We start from the raw sequence: 15418 nt of genomic DNA, 5'->3' as shown, positions 1-15418 counted from the left end.
ATCCTCCTTACTCAGCGATTTTCCAGGCTGGCCGCACGGGCATAAGGCAGAGCACTTTCAGTCCCTTCCACGGCGGCTTCCTGAGCATGCTGGCGCAGGTAGCCCGGCAGACGTTCGTCCTGCCAGCCGCTTTGACCTTGCAGCACGCCATTTGCCATTGGGCCGGTCGGCTGTTCGGCACTCTCGGTGTAGCCTGCCAGTACTGCCGGGCCTTGCACCTGAGGTACAGTCACGCCTTGCTGCACAGGCTGCTGGGCAGCCAGTTGGGCACCGCTGATGTCGTCCTGGTTGTACAGGCGCACACCTGCCAGTACTGCAACGGTCACCGAAGCTGCAACAGCCAGACGACCCAGGCTGCGCCATGGACCACGGGCAACCTTGACCGGCGTGGCTTCGTCAGCCAGTGCGGCACTGACCGCGGCGGCGATATCCAGTTTTGGCAGCAGCAGTTCCTTGTGCATCGCTGCTCGGGCAACCTGGTAACGCGACCAGGTGGCACGGGTTTCATTGTCGTCGACGGCATTCAATACCCGACGCAACTCCAGTTCGTCCGCTTCGTTATCCATCACCGCGGACAGCGATTCCTGCAAAGCTTCACGACTCATGGCGGTTCCTCTCTTGGCTGTCGCCGCTGTCTCAGGTTTCCTGCAACAACGGCTGCAGGGCTTTATCTATGGCCTCCCGAGCGCGGAAAATTCGAGAGCGCACGGTACCCACCGGACACTGCATGACGCTCGCAATGTCCTCGTAACTCAGACCATCGAATTCACGTAAAGTTAACGCCGTACGCAAATCTTCTGGCAGCTGCTGGATGGTTCGGTGGACGGTGCCCTCGATTTCATCTCGTAACAGCGCGCGCTCTGGTGACTCGAGATCCTTGAGGCCATGATCGCCATCGTAAAATTCCGCATCCTCGGAACTGACATCACTGTCTGGCGGCCGTCGACCGCGGGATACCAGATAGTTTTTCGCCGTGTTGATCGCAATGCGGTACAGCCAGGTATAAAACGCACTGTCGCCACGGAAATTGCCAAGCGCACGGTAAGCCTTGATGAACGCTTCCTGTGCCACATCCTGGGCTTCATGGGTGTCGTGCACAAAACGCACGATCAACCCGAGAATCTTGTGCTGATACTTCAGCACCAACAGATCAAACGCTCGCCTGTCGCCACGCTGCACGCGCTCGACAAGCTGCTGATCCTCTTCCTGGGTTAGCATGAACACTCCTCGGTGGACCTGGAGGAGTGCTGCAGCGGCCATCGTTCAGGCTTGCAACCATAGACTCGGGCTTTTCGCAAAAGTTCTCCCCTCCAAGCAAGTTTCCTGCGGCCCTTGAACGGCTCGCACGAAAAACGCAGCACGGTCACGGCCGGCTGCGTCAATATTCTGGTCTCGTGTACGCAGGCAGAGCCGATATCAGCCCCAGGCCTCCCGTCGCCGCCGCGTCCTGGCATGCAGGCAACCTTCTATGGATAGGCAGGGTTCCAGGAAAGTTCCCACATGCAAGCATCAGGTCGCACCGCACGTCATGGAAATCAGGCCCTCGAGGCTGTTATAAAGGCAACCCAGCCCGTTTCACGATAGTTTCACAATGCCATAAACACCTGACTATTGTGCCGATACCCCCGTCCTTATACTAGTGGTCGCCTCGCTCGGATATCCCTGACATGAGCCAACAATTCCAACATGACGTTCTGGTGATCGGCAGCGGTGCCGCCGGCCTGAGCCTGGCCCTGAACCTGCCGGCGCACCTGCGCATCGCCGTACTGAGCAAAGGCGAGCTGGCCAACGGCTCGACCTTCTGGGCACAGGGCGGTGTTGCCGCCGTGCTCGACGACACCGACACGGTACAGTCCCACGTGGAGGATACGCTCAATGCCGGCGGCGGGCTGTGTCATGAAGACGCGGTGCGCTATACGGTCGAGCACAGTCGCGAGGCGATCCAGTGGCTGATCGACCAGGGCGTGCCGTTTACCCGTGACGAACAGGCCGGCGTCGATGAACGCGGCTTCGAGTTCCACCTGACCCGCGAGGGCGGCCACAGCCACCGGCGCATCATCCACGCGGCCGACGCCACTGGCGCGGCGATTTTCACCACGTTGCTGGAGCAGGCCCGCCAGCGCCCGAACATCGAGCTTCTGGAACAGCGCGTGGCGGTCGACCTGATCACCGAACGGCGCCTGGGCCAGGCCGGCGAGCGCTGCCTGGGGGCCTATGTGCTCAACCGTGCCAGCGGCGAGGTCGACACCTTTGGCGCCCGCTTCACCGCGCTGGCCACCGGCGGGGCGGCCAAGGTCTACCTCTATACCAGCAACCCGGACGGCGCCTGCGGCGACGGGATCGCCATGGCCTGGCGCGCCGGCTGCCGGGTGGCGAACCTGGAGTTCAACCAGTTCCACCCCACCTGCCTGTACCACCCGCAGGCCAAGAGCTTCCTGATCACAGAAGCACTGCGCGGCGAAGGCGCCCTGCTCAAGCTGCCCAACGGCGAGCGCTTCATGCCGCGCTTCGACCCGCGCGCCGAACTCGCCCCGCGCGACATCGTGGCCCGCGCCATCGACCATGAGATGAAGCGCCTGGGCGTCGACTGCGTGTACCTGGACATCAGCCACAAGCCTGCGGAGTTCGTCAAAAGCCACTTCCCGACCGTGTACGAACGCTGCCTCACCTTCGGTATCGACATCACCACCCAGCCGATCCCGGTGGTACCGGCGGCGCACTACACCTGTGGCGGCGTGATGGTCGACGACCACGGCCAGACCGACGTACCGGGGCTCTATGCCATTGGCGAAACCAGCTTCACCGGCCTGCACGGCGCCAATCGCATGGCCAGCAACTCGCTGCTCGAATGTTTCGTCTACGGCCGCTCGGCGGCAGCCGACATCCTCGCCAGGCTCGACAGCGTGGCCATGCCCCAGGCCCTGCCCTGCTGGGATGCCAGCCAGGTCACCGATTCGGACGAAGATGTGATCATTGCGCACAACTGGGACGAGCTGCGCCGGTTCATGTGGGACTACGTCGGCATCGTGCGCACCAGCAAGCGCCTGCAGCGCGCCCAGCACCGGGTACGTCTGCTGCTGGACGAAATCGACGAGTTCTACAGCAACTACAAGGTCAGCCGCGACCTGATCGAGCTGAGGAACCTTGCCCAGGTAGCGGAGCTGATGATCCGCTCGGCCATGCAGCGCAAGGAAAGCCGGGGCCTGCACTACACCCTGGACTACCCGGACATGCTGCCCGAAGCGCTGGACACTATTCTACGGCCGCCCACCTACGCCGACTGAACTTCAACCGCAAGCGCAGGCGCCGGTGCAGCACCGGTTCCAGCGCATCGGGGGCGATGCACTGGCTCTGGCTGAACAGCCGCCCCGGCCGGCGATAACGCAGCACTACCAGGGCGGGCAAGGCGAGGCTGTCGCGGCGCAGTTGCACCTGCTGCCAGCCCGTGGCCGCGCTGAACAGGTGCCAGCCAGAAGGATCACGGCGCAGGCCGGTGACGGCACGCGGGTGGGTAAGCAGGATATGCCGGGGCACGACCCAGGCTGCGTGTGCCAGGCAAAGCGCCAGGCCAAGCAGGGTCATGTATAGCGAAATGGCCAGCAGGCACAGCGCGATCAGCGCCAGCAACTGGCATGCGAGGTAGGCCGCCAGCAGGACCCGCGAGCCCTGCCAGCGACACTCGAAGCGGTCACTTGGGCTGGACACGGTCCAGGATCATGCGCACCATGCGCTGCAGCTCAGGGTCGTCGGACTCGCTGCGTTCCATGAACCAGCCGAACATGTCCTGGTCTTCACAGGTCAGCAGCCGGACATAGAGCGCGCGGTCGACGTCGTTCAAGGTGCTGTACACCTCTTGGGTAAACGGCACCAGCAGCACGTCCAGCTCCAGCATGCCGCGGCGGCTATGCCAGAAGAGCCGGTTGAGTTCAGATTGTTCGACGACCATGGAGCCCTCCTCAAATTGGCCGCCAGTATACAGGCCGAGCCTGTGAACGGCACAAGGCGTTGGTCTAGGTCGGCTACCTATTTTGCCGACAGCACTCTATGATGACCCCCAGTCCTGATTACCTGCGAAGACCCATGGCCGACTCCGCTTTTTTCTGCCCCCTGTCCCACGAGGGCGTCCTCGCCGTCCGCGGCTCTGACGCCGGCAAGTTTCTGCAAGGTCAACTGACCTGCAACATCAATTACCTCGACGAGCACACCTCCAGCCTCGGCGCGCGCTGCATGGTCAAAGGGCGCATGCAGTCGAGCTTTCGCATCGTGCCCCACGCCGACGGCTTCGTGCTGGCAATGACCCACGAACTGCTCGAGCCGCAACTGGCCGACCTGAAGAAGTACGCCGTGTTCTCCAAGGCCAAGCTCACCGACGAGAGCAGTGCCTGGGCGCGCTTCGGCCTGCAGCATGGCGACAAGGCGTTGCTGGCGCTGGGCATCGAGCCGCCGACGCAAGATGGCGCCATCAGCCGGCACGACCCCCTGTTCGCGATTGCCGCATCGCCGGGCCGCACCGAACTGTGGGTACCGGCCGAACAGGCCGCAGCCGTACGCGAGCAACTGGCCGAGCACCTCGACGAAGGCCCGCTGGACGCCTGGCTGCTGGGGCAGATCCGCGCCGGTATCGGCCAGGTGATGGCCCAGACTCGCGAGCTGTTCATCCCGCAGATGATCAACCTGCAGGCCGTGGGTGGCGTCAGCTTCAAGAAGGGTTGCTATACCGGGCAGGAAATCGTCGCGCGCATGCAGTACCTGGGCAAGCTCAAGCGTCGCCTGTATCGCCTGGCCCTGGCCGAGGGTACTGCTCCGCCCCCTGGCACCGAGGTGTTCTCCCCTACCCATGCCTCCTCGGTGGGTGAGGTGGTGCTGGCCGCCACGAGCGCGCAGGGCAGCGAGCTGCTGGCGGTGCTGACTGCCGATGCGGTAGCAGACGACAACCTGCACCTGGGCAGCCCCGAGGGCCCGCGCCTGGAACTGCTGAGCCTGCCTTACGAACTGGACCGCGATCGCGAAATCCAGCGCTGAGCCCACCTGCCCCGCCGCGTGTGGCGGTGGGGCCCCTGAATGCGCTAGAGAATCCACGATGAACACGCTGGCCCAGATCGTTGAAGCACAATTGCTCAGCGCCATCGACAACGATGACCTGGTGCTGCCGACCTTGCCGGAAGTGGCCCTGAGCATCCGCGAAGCGGCTGAAGACAGCGAGATCAGCGTCAGCACCCTGAGCAAGGTGATCGGCCGCGACGCCGCGTTGTCGGCACGCCTGATCAAGGTGGTCAACAGCCCCTTGCTGCGTGCGGCCACCGAAGTCACCGACCTGCAGACCGCCATCACCCGCATGGGTATCAACTACAGCTGCAACCTGGCCATCGGCCTGGTGATCGAGCAGATCTTCCATGCGCGCTCACCGGTGGTCGAACAGAAAATGCGTGAAATATGGGCCAAGAGCCTGGAAGTGGCCGGCATCAGCTATGAGCTGTGCCTGCGCTTCACCCAGCTCAAGCCCGACCAGGGCGCCCTCGCCGGGCTGGTCCACCAGATCGGCGCATTGCCGATCCTGACCTATGCCGAAGAACACAACGAACTGCTCTCCGACCCGGTCTGCCTGAACCATGTGATCGACCTGATCCACCCGGTACTGGGCGACAAGATCCTCAGCGTGTGGGAATTTCCCGAGCAACTGGCCGGGCTGCCGAGCCTGTCGCAGAACCTGGAGCGCAGCACCGACAAGCTCGACTATGTCGACATCGTGCAGATCGCGCGCACCCTCAGCGATGGCAACGAACATGCCCTGGCGCGCCTGCCGGCGATGCGTCACCTGAAGCTGCCACCCAACAGCCACCTGCAGGTCAGCGAGCTGATCGGCGCCAAGCACATGTTTCGCGCCTGATCAGTCGCCCGGGTTGAAGCTGACCCGAACCTTGAGCCCGCCGCGCTCGCCATCGTGCAGGCTGATCTGCGCCAGGTGTGCGCGGCAGATCTCACCGACGATGGCCAGCCCCAGGCCGGTGCCCTGCGCACTACGCCGATAGAAGCGTTCGAACACCCGCTCGCGCTCCTGCGGGGGAATCCCCGGCCCGTCGTCCTCCACCTCCAGCACCGCCGGGGCCGTCACCCGCAGAATCACGTTGCCATTGGCCGGGGTGTGCGCCAGGGCGTTGTCCACCAGGTTGCTCAGCAATTCGTTGAGCAGCGTCGGCTCGCCGCGTATCCACACCGGCGCCTGGGCCTCCAGTGCCAATGCCACACCCCGTGCATGCGCCAGCGGCGCCATGGCCATGCCCAGCTCGCGGGCCAGCTGGCTGAGGTCGAGCAACTGTGCACCGCCCTCGGCAATGGCGCGCGCACCGTTCTCCACCCGTGCCAGCGACAGCAGCTGGTTGGCCAGGTGGGTCAGCTTGTCGGTGCCCTGGGCCGCCAGTTCGAGCGTGGTGCGCCACTCCTGCGGGTCCTTGGCGCGCAGGCCCAGTTCCACCCGCGCCTTGAGCGCCGCCAGGGGGGTGCGCAACTCGTGCGCGGCGTCGGCGATGAACTGCGCCTGGCGCTCGAACTGGCCCCGCAGGCGCTCGGTGAAGTGATTCAGTGCACGCACCAGCGGCCCCAGTTCGCGCTGAACCTGAACCACCGGCAGGGCGCGCAGGTCGTCGGGCTGGCGTTCTTCCACGGCGCTGCGCAGGCGCTCCAGCGGGCGCAATGCGGCGCTGACCGCAAACCACACCAGCAGCAACGCCCCCATCGCCAGCATGCCCAGGCGCAGCAGGGTATCGGCCATCAGGCTGCGGGCCATGCTCACGCGCGCCTCTTCGGTTTCGGCCACGCGGATCTCCGCCATGCCGTTCATGTTCGGCTCGCTCACCGCCTTGAGCAGGCTGACCACCCGCACGTCCTGGCCCAGGTAGCGCGCATCGTAGAAGCGCGCCAGGGCCGGATAGTCATCGGTACGCGGGGTATCGGGCGGCGGTGCGGGCAGGTTTTCGTAGCCGGAAATCAGGCGTTGATGGATGTCGTTGACCTGGTAGTAGATCCGCCCCGCGCTGTCGTAGGCAAAGGTGTCCAATGCCACGTAGGGCACATCGGCGCTGAGGGTGCCGTCGCGTTGCGAGAGCCCTGCGGCGATGGTGCGCGCCGAGGCCAGCAGGGTACGGTCATAGGCAGTGTCGGCGGCCTCGCGACCGTTCCAGTAGGCACTCAGCCCGCTGGCCACCATCAGCACCACCAGCAGCAGGGCGAGGTTCCACAGCAGGCGCCCGCGCAGGCTGCCGGCGTCACGCATCACGGTGCTCGAGCAGATAGCCCAGCCCACGGAAGGTGACGATCGCCACGGCATGCCCGTCGAGCTTCTTGCGCAGGCGGTGCACGTAGATCTCGATGGCGTCGGGGCTGGCCTCCTCGTCCAGGCCGAACACCTGCGCCGCCAGTTGCTCCTTGCTCATCACCCTGCCAGGGCGGGCGATCAGCGCCTCGAGCACGGCCTGTTCGCGGGAGGTCAGGGCCAACAGCTCGCCCCCCAGGGTGAAGCGCCGGGTATCCAGGTCGTACACCAGCGGGCCGCAGGTCTGCTGGCGCTCGCCACCGAGCACGCTGCGGCGCAGCAGGGCCTTGACCCGCGCCTCCAGCTCGGTCAGTTCGAACGGCTTGGCCAGGTAGTCGTCAGCCCCCAGGTTCAGGCCGTGCACCCGGTCCTTGACGTCGCTGCGGGCGGTCAGCATCAGCACCGGCACGGTCTTGCCGCGGGCCCGCAGGCGCGCCAGCACCTCGAAGCCGTCCATGCGCGGCAGGCCCACATCGAGCACCGCCACGGCATATTCCTCGCTGGCCAGGGCCAGGTCGGCAGCAACTCCATCGTGCAGCACATCCACCGTCAGGCCTGTGCTCTTGAGGGCCTGGGCCACGCTCTCAGCCAGTTGCAGATGGTCTTCGACGAGCAGTACACGCATCGATTTCTCCTGGTCGTGTCGCGTTCAATGGCGCGGAGTTTACAGCGCGGCGGGCGCCTGTGAAGCCATCGAAACATTGAAAGGCCACTGAAAGGTTAGCGAAAGGTTGAGCCCCTAGCATCGCCTGACGGCCCGTTGTACAGGCCGTAGATCGAACCGAAGCGTTCGACCCGAATAAGAACAATAACGGAGTCACCCCACGATGCTGTCCACCCAGCCTCAGGCGCCTGCGCCTGCCCGTCGCCTGCACCCTCGTCCCTCTGCCATCGCCAGTGCCCTCGCCATTGTCGGCGTCGCCCCGCTGAGCCAGGCCGCATTCATCGAAGACAGCACCGCCACCTTCGAAACACGCACCATGTACTTCAACCGCGATTTCCACAACGAGCCCAGTACCATGCAGTCCAAGCGCGAGGAATGGGCCCAGGGCTTCATGCTCAACCTGGAATCGGGCTACACCGAAGGCACCGTCGGCTTCGGCGTCGACGCCCTGGGCATGCTCGGGGTCAAGCTCGACTCCGGCAAGGGCCGCACCGGCACCGGCCTGCTGCCGACCCATGACAACGGGCGCGCCGCCGACGAGTACTCCAAGCTCGGCCTGACCGGCAAGGTCAAGGTGTCGGCCACCGAGCTGAAGGTCGGTACGCTGATCCCGCAAACGCCCACCCTGCGCCCCAACGACGGGCGCATCCTGCCGCAGACATTCGAGGGCGGGCTGCTGACCTCCCAGGAAATCAGGCACCTGACCTTCACCGGTGGCCGCCTTGAAAAGGTCAAGGACCGCAACGACACCAACAAGGAAGACATCGCCCTCAACAACAAGAACGGTCGCTTCCTGGGCACGGCCGAGGGCAACCATTTCGACATGGCCGGAATGGACTACAAGCTCACCGACCGCATCACCGGCAGCTATCACTTCGCCCAGCTCGACGACGTGTACCGCCAGCACTTCGTCGGCCTGCTCGCGACCCAGCCGTTCGGCCCGGGCACCTTCGGCGCCGATGTGCGTGTGGCGTTCAGCGGCGACCAGGGCCAGGCCCGCGGCGGCAGGATCGACAACACCGCCTTCGGCAGCCTGTTCAGCTATGCCCTCGGCGGCCACAAGCTGAGCACCGGCTACCAGCACCTGTCGGGCGACAGCGCCTTCCCCTACGTCGATGGCGCCGACCCCTACCTGGTCAACTTCGTGCAGATCAACGACTTCGCCCAGGCCGACGAGCGCTCCTGGCAAGTGCGCTACGACTACGACTTCGCCAAGCTCGGCGTACCCGGCCTGAGCTTCATGAGCCGCTACCTCAGTGGCGACAACGTCAGCCGCGCCGGCGGTGGCGAAGGCAAGGAGTGGGAGCGCAATACCGAATTCAAGTACGTGGTACAGAGCGGCGCCCTGAAGAACGTCGCCGTGCGCCTGCGTAACGCCACCTTCCGTTCCAACTTCTCCCGCGACGCCGACGAAGTGCGGCTGCTGGTGAGCTACAGCGTGGCGCTTTGGTAATCCGCCCATAACAACAATGTTCACGGAGACTGACGATGACTTTTTCACTGCGCAAGATCGCCCTGGCCACCGGCTGCCTGCTGCTGGCCGGCAACGTGCTGGCCGCCGAACCCAAACGCCCCGAGTGCATTGCCCCGGCCTCGCCCGGCGGCGGCTTTGACCTGACCTGCAAGCTGGTGCAGAGCGCGCTGCTCAACGAGAAGATCCTGAGCAAGCCGATGCGCGTCACCTACATGCCCGGCGGAGTCGGCGCGGTGGCCTACAACGCGGTGGTGGCCCAGCGCCCGGCCGACGCCGGCACGCTGGTGGCGTGGTCCAGCGGCTCGCTGCTGAACCTGGCCCAGGGCAAGTTCGGCCGCTTCGACGAGAACGCAGTGCGCTGGCTGGCAGCGGTAGGCACCAGCTACGGCGCCATCGCGGTGAAAAAGGACTCGCCCTACAAGACCCTCGATGACCTGGTGGCGGCACTGAAAAAAGACCCTGGCAAGGTGGTGATCGGCTCGGGCGGTACCGTTGGCAGCCAGGACTGGATGCAGACCGCACTGATTGCCAAGGCCGCCGGCATCAACCCGCGCGACCTGCGCTATGTGGCACTGGAAGGCGGCGGCGAGATTGCCACCGCATTGCTGGGCGGGCACATCCAGGTGGGCAGCACGGACATCTCCGACTCGATGCCGCACATCCAGAGCGGCGACATGCGCCTGCTGGCGGTGTTCTCCCCCGAACGCCTGGACGAGCCCGAGATGAAGGACATCCCTACCGCCAAGGAACAGGGCTACGACATCGTCTGGCCAGTAGTACGCGGGTTCTACCTGGGGCCGAAGGTGAGCGACGAGGACTATGCCTGGTGGAAGGCATCGTTCGACACGCTGCTGGCCTCGGATGAATTCGACAAGCTGCGTGACCAGCGCGAGCTGTTCCCGTTCGCCATGACCGGTGAAGCGCTGGACGTGTATGTGAAGCAGCAGGTAGCGGACTACAAGGCACTGGCCCAGGAATTCGGACTGATCCAGTAACCCATCGCTTCACCTGTAGGAGCCGGCCTTGCCGGCGAATCACCGCGGTCCCGCCAGGTCGGTGGCGCGTCATTCGCCGGCAAGGCCGGCTCCTACGGGTGCAGGTTTGCCCTTCGAGGATTCCCCCATGATCCTGCAACGCCTTTTCGCCCTGACCCTGCTGGCCGCCTGCGCCGCACTGGCCGTCATGGCCTGGCCCTACCAGGCCGCCTTCTCCTACGAACCGGTCGGCCCGCGCGCCTATCCGTTGCTGATGCTCGGCCTGATGGCCATCGCCCTGCTCTACCTGGCGATCCGTCCCACGCCCATCGTGCGCAAGGACGACGAACCAGAGCTGGACCGCGCCAGCCTGATCAAGATCGGCCTGTGCACCGGCCTGCTGCTGGTGTTCGCCGCCACCTTCGAATCCCTGGGCTTCATCCTCAGCAGCACGCTGATCGGCATCCCCATGGCGCGCCTGTACGGCGGACGCTGGCTGCCCAGTGCGGTCATCGTCGGATTGATGAGCATCGCCCTGTACCTGCTGTTCGACCGCGCCATGGATGTGCCCCTGCCCCTGGGCCTGCTCGACGTTCTGGAGAATTGACATGGATACTTTCAGCTACCTCGGTCAGGGCTTCGGCGTTGCCCTGAGCCCCTACAACCTGGTGACTGCACTGTGCGGCACCCTGATCGGTACGGTGGTCGGCCTGCTGCCGGGCCTGGGCCCGATCAACGGCGTGGCGCTGCTGATCCCCATCGCGTTCGCCCTGGGCCTGCCGCCGGAATCGGCGCTGATCCTGCTGGCCGCGGTGTACCTGGGCTGCGAATACGGCGGGCGCATCAGCTCGATCCTGCTCAACATCCCCGGTGAAGCCTCCACCGTGATGACCACCCTGGACGGCTACCCCATGGCTCGCCAGGGCCTGGCCGGGGTGGCGCTGTCGCTGTCGGCCTGGAGCTCGTTCATCGGTGCGTTCATCGCCACCTGCGGCATGGTGCTGTTCGCCCCGCTGCTGGCCAAGTGGGCGATCGCCTTCGGCCCGGCGGAGTATTTCGTGCTGATGGTGTTCGCCATCGTGGCGCTGGGCGGCATGGCCGGCGACAAGCCGCTCAAGACCTTCATCGCCGCCCTGATCGGGCTGTTCCTTTCGGCCGTGGGCATCGACGCCAACAGCGGTGTGTACCGCTTCACCGGCGACAGCATCCACCTCACCGACGGCATCCAGTTCGTGGTGCTGGTGCTGGGCCTGTTCTCCATCAGCGAGATCCTGTTGCTGCTGGAAAAGACTCACCACGGGCACAAGGCCGTGGAAGCCACCGGACGCATGTTGTTCAACCTCAAGGAAGCCGCTTCGGTGTTCGTGGTGAACATCCGCTGCGGCCTGCTCGGCTTCTTCATGGGCGTGCTGCCCGGGGCCGGTGCGACCCTGGCCAGTGCCGTGGCGTACATGACCGAAAAACGCCTGGCCGGTGCCAGCGGCACCTTCGGCAAGGGTGACAAGCGCGGCCTGGCCGCTCCGGAAACCGCCATCGGCGCCTCCTGCTGCGGCGCCCTGGTGCCGATGCTGACCCTGGGCGTACCGGGCTCGGGTACCACGGCGGTGATGATCGGTGCCTTGAGCCTGTACAACATCACCCCCGGCCCGCTGCTTTTCGAACAGCAGCCGGACATCGTCTGGGGCCTGATCGCCTCGCTGTTCATCGCCAACATCATGCTGGTGATCCTCAATATCCCCATGGTGCGCCTGTTCACCCGCATCCTGTCGGTGCCCAACTGGGCGCTGGTGCCGGTGATCGCGATCATTACCGCGATCGGCGTGTATGCGGTGCATGCCACCACCTTCGACCTGTTCCTGATGATCGGCATCGGCATCTTCGGCTACATCCTGCGCAAGCTGGACTTCCCGCTGTCGCCGCTGCTGCTGGGCTTCATTCTCGGCGGGCTGATGGAGCAGAACCTGCGCCGGGCGCTGTCGATCTCCAACGGTGAACTGGAGATTCTGTGGGCCAGCCCGATCAGCCTGGGGGTGTGGGCGATGGTCGCGTTGATGCTGACCCTGCCGCTGCTGCGTATATGGCGCCGCCGCAGCGCCCAGCGTCGTGCCCTGGCCGATGTCTGAATCCACCTTGCGCACCTGGTGGGCCACTCCACTGGTCGGCCTGGCCGGCGGATATCTCGCCAGCCTGGTCGGCTGGCCGCTGCCATGGATGGTCGGCTCGCTGCTGGCGGTGATTCTGGTGCGCTGCCTGACGCCCTGGCAGATCGGTGAAATACCCAACGGGCGCAAGTGCGGCCAGTGGATCATCGGCGTCGGCATCGGCCTGCACTTCACCCCCCAGGTGGTCGAACAGGTGGCCAGCCATTTCGGCTTGATCTTCTTCGGCGCGCTGATCACCAGCGTATCCAGCCTGATCGGCGTATGGCTGTTACTGCGCACCGGTGAAGACCGGGCCACGGCGTTCTTTTCCAGCATGCCGGGCGGCTCGGGCGAGATGGTCAACCTGGGTGCACGCAACGGCGCAGTGCTCAGCCGCGTCGCCGCCGGGCAGAGCCTGCGGGTACTGGCGGTCGTGCTGTGCGTGCCCGCAGCGTTCAAGTTCCTGCTCGGCGACGGCGTACCGTTGAGCCATGCCGGTACGGTGGATGGTTACTGGCTGGCGTTGATCGCGCCGCTCGGGGTGCTGGCCGCACTGCTCTGGCAGCGCCTGCGCCAGCCCAACCCGTGGCTGTTCGGCCCGCTGCTGGTGGCCTCGAGCATCAGCATCGGCGCCAACCTGCACACCGGCCTGCCCGACGGCGCCAGCCAGCTCGGCCAGTGGCTGATCGGCAGCGGCCTGGGCTGTCACTTCAACCGCGCGTTCTTTCGTCGCGCGCCGTCGTTTCTGGGCCGTACCCTGGTCGCCACGGCGCTGACCATGCTGCTGGCGGGCCTCGCGGCCTGGGCCTTGAGCGCGTTGACGGCGCTGGACCTGCGCTCGCTGACCCTGGGCATGATGCCCGGCGGTATCGCCGAAATGAGCCTGACCGCCGAAACCCTGCAACTGTCGGTACCGCTGGTGACCGCGCTGCAGGTGATGCGCCTGCTGTTCGTGCTGTTTCTGGCCGAGCCGTTGTTCCGGCACTGGGCGGGCGAACGAACATCCGCCAACCCCTGAAACGAGAAAAGGAAGCCGAGGCTTCCTTTTCTTTTCTACTGCTCGCCTGATCAGAAGCGATAGCTTGCGCCGAGGCTGAAGCTGTACGGCATCTCGATGTTCTTGCCGTTCATGTAGCCAGCCTCGCCGTACACCTGGAAGTCCTTGGCGACGGTCCAGGCAACCCCTGCGCCCAGCTCGGCGCGCGAACCGGACAGGTCGTTGTTGAACACGTTGTTGTTCACCTGCACCTGGTTGCGCTGTGCGAACTCATGGGCAAACGCGGCCTTCACATAGGGCTGGATCATGCTGTCGCCGCCCAGCGAGATGGTCTTGCCGAGCGTGGTACCGACCTTGCCCAGCAGCGAGCGGCTGACATCGCCATTGGCGTCGAAGCCGTTGTCCAGGGTGAAGTCCTTGCCGGCCACCGCCGCAGCGGCCACCTGGGCGAAGGGTTCGATGAAGTAGCCATCGTCGAGCTTGATGTGCTTGCCGACTTCGACCGAGGCGCTCATGCCGTGGGTGTCGTAGTCGCCCTTGGTGCGGGTGCCATCGCTCAGGCCGACCTTGGCGTCATTCTGGTAGCGGTTGTACTTGAGCACGCTGTCGACGTAATAGCCGCTCTCAGGGTCCATCCAGGTGGCGTAGCCGCCCACATAGTAGCTGTCGATGCTGCCCGAACTGCCGTAGCTCAGGTTCAGGTCCGAGCGGCTGTGGCCGGCCAGCAGGCCCAGGGTCCAGTTGCTTTCGCCCAGTTGCGCATCGGCCCCGAAGGTCAGTCCGCGCTGGTTCTGCTGGTACCCTACGCCCGACGAGGCGTCGGCAATGTTGTGCTGGTTGCCGTAGGCACGCATCCACACCCCGGCGTTCTTGCCCTGGTTGTAACGCAGTTCCCCCATGCGGCTGCGCAGCGAGGTCATTTCGCCGTAGGCGATGGTGATCGGGGTGTTGAACAGGGCCATGACCGTGCGGGTCATCGGGCTGATGGTGCGGGTTTCCCTGTCCAGGTACCAATCCTGGCCGTCCTTCACCAGCTTGTAGGAGTAGGCACCCAAGTCTACTTCCTGGCGATCGTTGAGCAGGCTGAACTGCGCATCGCCCGAGCCCGTATGAACCAGCTGCAGGCGCTCCACGCTGGCGGGGTCGGTACCGCTGGTGCCGACCATCAGCCCATGGGTGCCGCTGGCGTTGCCGGTGACGTTCAGGAAATCGGTGGCGCCGCTGGCGAAGTTGGACGCCATGTAGAACTCGCCATTGCCCGACAGGCTCTGCACATTCAGTTCATAGAACGAGTTTTCGTCGCCGAAGGTGATGCGGCCCCCGGTCATGGCCAGGTCGCCGATGGTGTTGTTGGCGTTCAGGGTCCAGTTGGAGTTGCTGTTGATGTTTACCTGCTGCACACCATTCAAGTTGCCGGTGAGTTGCGAGCGGTTGTCAAGCGCCAACGACGCGTTGGCACCAGGTGTAACAACTACATCCCCCACCAGAGACGCCTGATCAAGTTTCAGGTTAGCGGTGGCGGTATCAGCAATTTGCACATTTCCGCGCAACGAAGAAGCTGCCACGTTCAGGTTGGCCGTGGCAGGGCCCTGGACCTCAAGAATGACGCCATTACCACCGTTCAAGGTCGAACCATTTCTAACATTGATTTCAGCGACTGTATCAGTGCGCACCAGAACTGCAGGGCCCGTACCGCCAGTGGCACTGGAGTTATCCAAGGTGAGTGTCGGCGCTTGCGAATTGATGGCTGACTCGCGCCCGATGCGAACTCCGGCCGCTGTACCGTTGAATTGCGTACCGGAAGTAGCGGTGACAGTGCCGCCAAGGATCGCTAGGCCGATGCCGTCGGCATTGCTGCC

General features: G+C 64.8%; 15 protein-coding genes. 8 read left to right on the top strand and 7 right to left on the bottom strand.

What is annotated here, in order from left to right; genetic code table 11:
* Positions 1 to 11: 11 nt before the first annotated feature.
* Positions 12 to 605 carry a sigma-E factor negative regulatory protein gene (locus tag JZZ72_RS07090; RefSeq protein ID WP_043862032.1) on the bottom strand — a complete coding sequence of 198 codons (594 nt, stop codon included), beginning with the start codon at positions 603 to 605 and terminating at the stop codon, positions 12 to 14.
* 31 nt (positions 606 to 636) lie between these two features.
* Complete coding sequence (rpoE, locus tag JZZ72_RS07085; RefSeq protein WP_010220971.1) at positions 637 to 1218, bottom strand: RNA polymerase sigma factor RpoE; 582 nt, start codon at positions 1216 to 1218, stop codon at positions 637 to 639.
* A gap of 449 nt (positions 1219 to 1667) precedes the next feature.
* On the opposite strand from rpoE, the gene nadB reads away from it, so the two are divergent.
* Positions 1668 to 3284: an L-aspartate oxidase gene (gene nadB, locus JZZ72_RS07080; protein WP_054914774.1), complete on the top strand. Its 1617-nt coding sequence runs from the start codon at positions 1668 to 1670 to the stop codon at positions 3282 to 3284.
* Here nadB and JZZ72_RS07075 read toward each other — a convergent pair.
* Both JZZ72_RS07075 and JZZ72_RS07070 read right to left on the bottom strand, forming a co-directional pair.
* Positions 3253 to 3705, bottom strand: coding sequence for a protein YgfX (locus JZZ72_RS07075; protein WP_058540941.1), 453 nt, complete (start codon positions 3703 to 3705; stop codon positions 3253 to 3255). The genes nadB and JZZ72_RS07075 overlap by 32 nt on opposite strands.
* Positions 3689 to 3946, bottom strand: a complete 258-nt coding sequence (locus JZZ72_RS07070; RefSeq protein ID WP_043862035.1) for an FAD assembly factor SdhE — start codon at positions 3944 to 3946, stop codon at positions 3689 to 3691. The genes JZZ72_RS07075 and JZZ72_RS07070 overlap by 17 nt, the downstream gene beginning before the upstream one ends.
* A 134-nt stretch (positions 3947 to 4080) precedes the next feature.
* Here JZZ72_RS07070 and ygfZ point away from each other — a divergent pair, with 134 nt between their 5' ends.
* Positions 4081 to 5022, top strand: a complete 942-nt coding sequence (ygfZ, locus tag JZZ72_RS07065; RefSeq protein ID WP_210014223.1) for a CAF17-like 4Fe-4S cluster assembly/insertion protein YgfZ — start codon at positions 4081 to 4083, stop codon at positions 5020 to 5022.
* Between the two features lie 58 nt (positions 5023 to 5080).
* Positions 5081 to 5887 (top strand): HDOD domain-containing protein, encoded by an 807-nt coding sequence (locus tag JZZ72_RS07060; RefSeq protein WP_054914777.1) that lies wholly within the window; start codon positions 5081 to 5083, stop codon positions 5885 to 5887.
* Here JZZ72_RS07060 and JZZ72_RS07055 read toward each other — a convergent pair whose 3' ends face one another.
* Together JZZ72_RS07055 and JZZ72_RS07050 are read right to left on the bottom strand one after the other, a co-directional pair.
* Positions 5888 to 7270 carry a sensor histidine kinase gene (locus JZZ72_RS07055; RefSeq protein ID WP_043860097.1) on the bottom strand — a complete coding sequence of 461 codons (1383 nt, stop codon included), beginning with the start codon at positions 7268 to 7270 and terminating at the stop codon, positions 5888 to 5890.
* Entirely contained in the window at positions 7263 to 7934 is a 672-nt protein-coding gene (locus JZZ72_RS07050) for a response regulator (protein WP_043860096.1), read from the bottom strand. The genes JZZ72_RS07055 and JZZ72_RS07050 overlap by 8 nt, the downstream gene beginning before the upstream one ends.
* A gap of 202 nt (positions 7935 to 8136) precedes the next feature.
* Here JZZ72_RS07050 and JZZ72_RS07045 point away from each other — a divergent pair, with 202 nt between their 5' ends.
* The 5 genes from JZZ72_RS07045 (at position 8137) to JZZ72_RS07025 (ending at position 13580) form a co-directional block, all read left to right on the top strand.
* Positions 8137 to 9426: an OprD family porin gene (locus JZZ72_RS07045; protein WP_210014222.1), complete on the top strand. Its 1290-nt coding sequence runs from the start codon at positions 8137 to 8139 to the stop codon at positions 9424 to 9426.
* A 35-nt stretch (positions 9427 to 9461) separates the two neighbouring features.
* Positions 9462 to 10442 carry a Bug family tripartite tricarboxylate transporter substrate binding protein gene (locus tag JZZ72_RS07040; protein WP_043860094.1) on the top strand — a complete coding sequence of 327 codons (981 nt, stop codon included), beginning with the start codon at positions 9462 to 9464 and terminating at the stop codon, positions 10440 to 10442.
* A 127-nt stretch (positions 10443 to 10569) separates the two neighbouring features.
* Positions 10570 to 11028, top strand: coding sequence for a tripartite tricarboxylate transporter TctB family protein (locus tag JZZ72_RS07035; protein WP_043860093.1), 459 nt, complete (start codon positions 10570 to 10572; stop codon positions 11026 to 11028).
* 1 nt (position 11029) lies between these two features.
* Positions 11030 to 12544: a tripartite tricarboxylate transporter permease gene (locus JZZ72_RS07030; RefSeq protein ID WP_043860092.1), complete on the top strand. Its 1515-nt coding sequence runs from the start codon at positions 11030 to 11032 to the stop codon at positions 12542 to 12544.
* The gene (locus JZZ72_RS07025) at positions 12537 to 13580 is read left to right on the top strand and encodes an AbrB family transcriptional regulator (protein ID WP_043860091.1); all 1044 of its coding nucleotides are present in this window, start codon (positions 12537 to 12539) and stop codon (positions 13578 to 13580) included. Before JZZ72_RS07030 ends, JZZ72_RS07025 begins: the two co-directional genes overlap by 8 nt.
* Positions 13581 to 13630: 50 nt before the next feature.
* Here the strand turns inward: JZZ72_RS07025 and JZZ72_RS27750 are convergent, their stop codons facing one another.
* Positions 13631 to 15004 (bottom strand): autotransporter outer membrane beta-barrel domain-containing protein, encoded by a 1374-nt coding sequence (locus JZZ72_RS27750; RefSeq protein ID WP_058540937.1) that lies wholly within the window; start codon positions 15002 to 15004, stop codon positions 13631 to 13633.
* Between the last annotated feature and the right edge of the window lie 414 nt (positions 15005 to 15418).

It is taken from the genome of Pseudomonas palmensis (assembly GCF_017848315.1).
Taxonomy (GTDB): Bacteria; Pseudomonadota; Gammaproteobacteria; order Pseudomonadales; family Pseudomonadaceae; genus Aquipseudomonas; species Aquipseudomonas palmensis.
The sequence above is the reverse complement of the archived record's forward strand: the minus strand, read 5'-3'. Positions and strand labels throughout refer to the sequence as shown.

Bases quoted from the DNA above. Each gene is read 5' to 3' on its own strand.
- JZZ72_RS07030 (WP_043860092.1), top strand. From the start codon at position 11,030: ATGGATACTTTCAGCTACCTCGGTCAGGGCTTCGGCGTTGCCCTGAGC.
- JZZ72_RS07055 (WP_043860097.1), bottom strand. From the start codon at position 7,270: ATGCGTGACGCCGGCAGCCTGCGCGGGCGCCTGCTGTGGAACCTCGCC.
- JZZ72_RS07025 (WP_043860091.1), top strand. From the start codon at position 12,537: ATGTCTGAATCCACCTTGCGCACCTGGTGGGCCACTCCACTGGTCGGC.
- JZZ72_RS07050 (WP_043860096.1), bottom strand. From the start codon at position 7,934: ATGCGTGTACTGCTCGTCGAAGACCATCTGCAACTGGCTGAGAGCGTG.
- JZZ72_RS07045 (WP_210014222.1), top strand. From the start codon at position 8,137: ATGCTGTCCACCCAGCCTCAGGCGCCTGCGCCTGCCCGTCGCCTGCAC.
- nadB (WP_054914774.1), top strand. From the start codon at position 1,668: ATGAGCCAACAATTCCAACATGACGTTCTGGTGATCGGCAGCGGTGCC.
- ygfZ (WP_210014223.1), top strand. From the start codon at position 4,081: ATGGCCGACTCCGCTTTTTTCTGCCCCCTGTCCCACGAGGGCGTCCTC.
- JZZ72_RS07070 (WP_043862035.1), bottom strand. From the start codon at position 3,946: ATGGTCGTCGAACAATCTGAACTCAACCGGCTCTTCTGGCATAGCCGC.
- JZZ72_RS07040 (WP_043860094.1), top strand. From the start codon at position 9,462: ATGACTTTTTCACTGCGCAAGATCGCCCTGGCCACCGGCTGCCTGCTG.
- rpoE (WP_010220971.1), bottom strand. From the start codon at position 1,218: ATGCTAACCCAGGAAGAGGATCAGCAGCTTGTCGAGCGCGTGCAGCGT.
- JZZ72_RS07060 (WP_054914777.1), top strand. From the start codon at position 5,081: ATGAACACGCTGGCCCAGATCGTTGAAGCACAATTGCTCAGCGCCATC.
- JZZ72_RS07090 (WP_043862032.1), bottom strand. From the start codon at position 605: ATGAGTCGTGAAGCTTTGCAGGAATCGCTGTCCGCGGTGATGGATAAC.
- JZZ72_RS07035 (WP_043860093.1), top strand. From the start codon at position 10,570: ATGATCCTGCAACGCCTTTTCGCCCTGACCCTGCTGGCCGCCTGCGCC.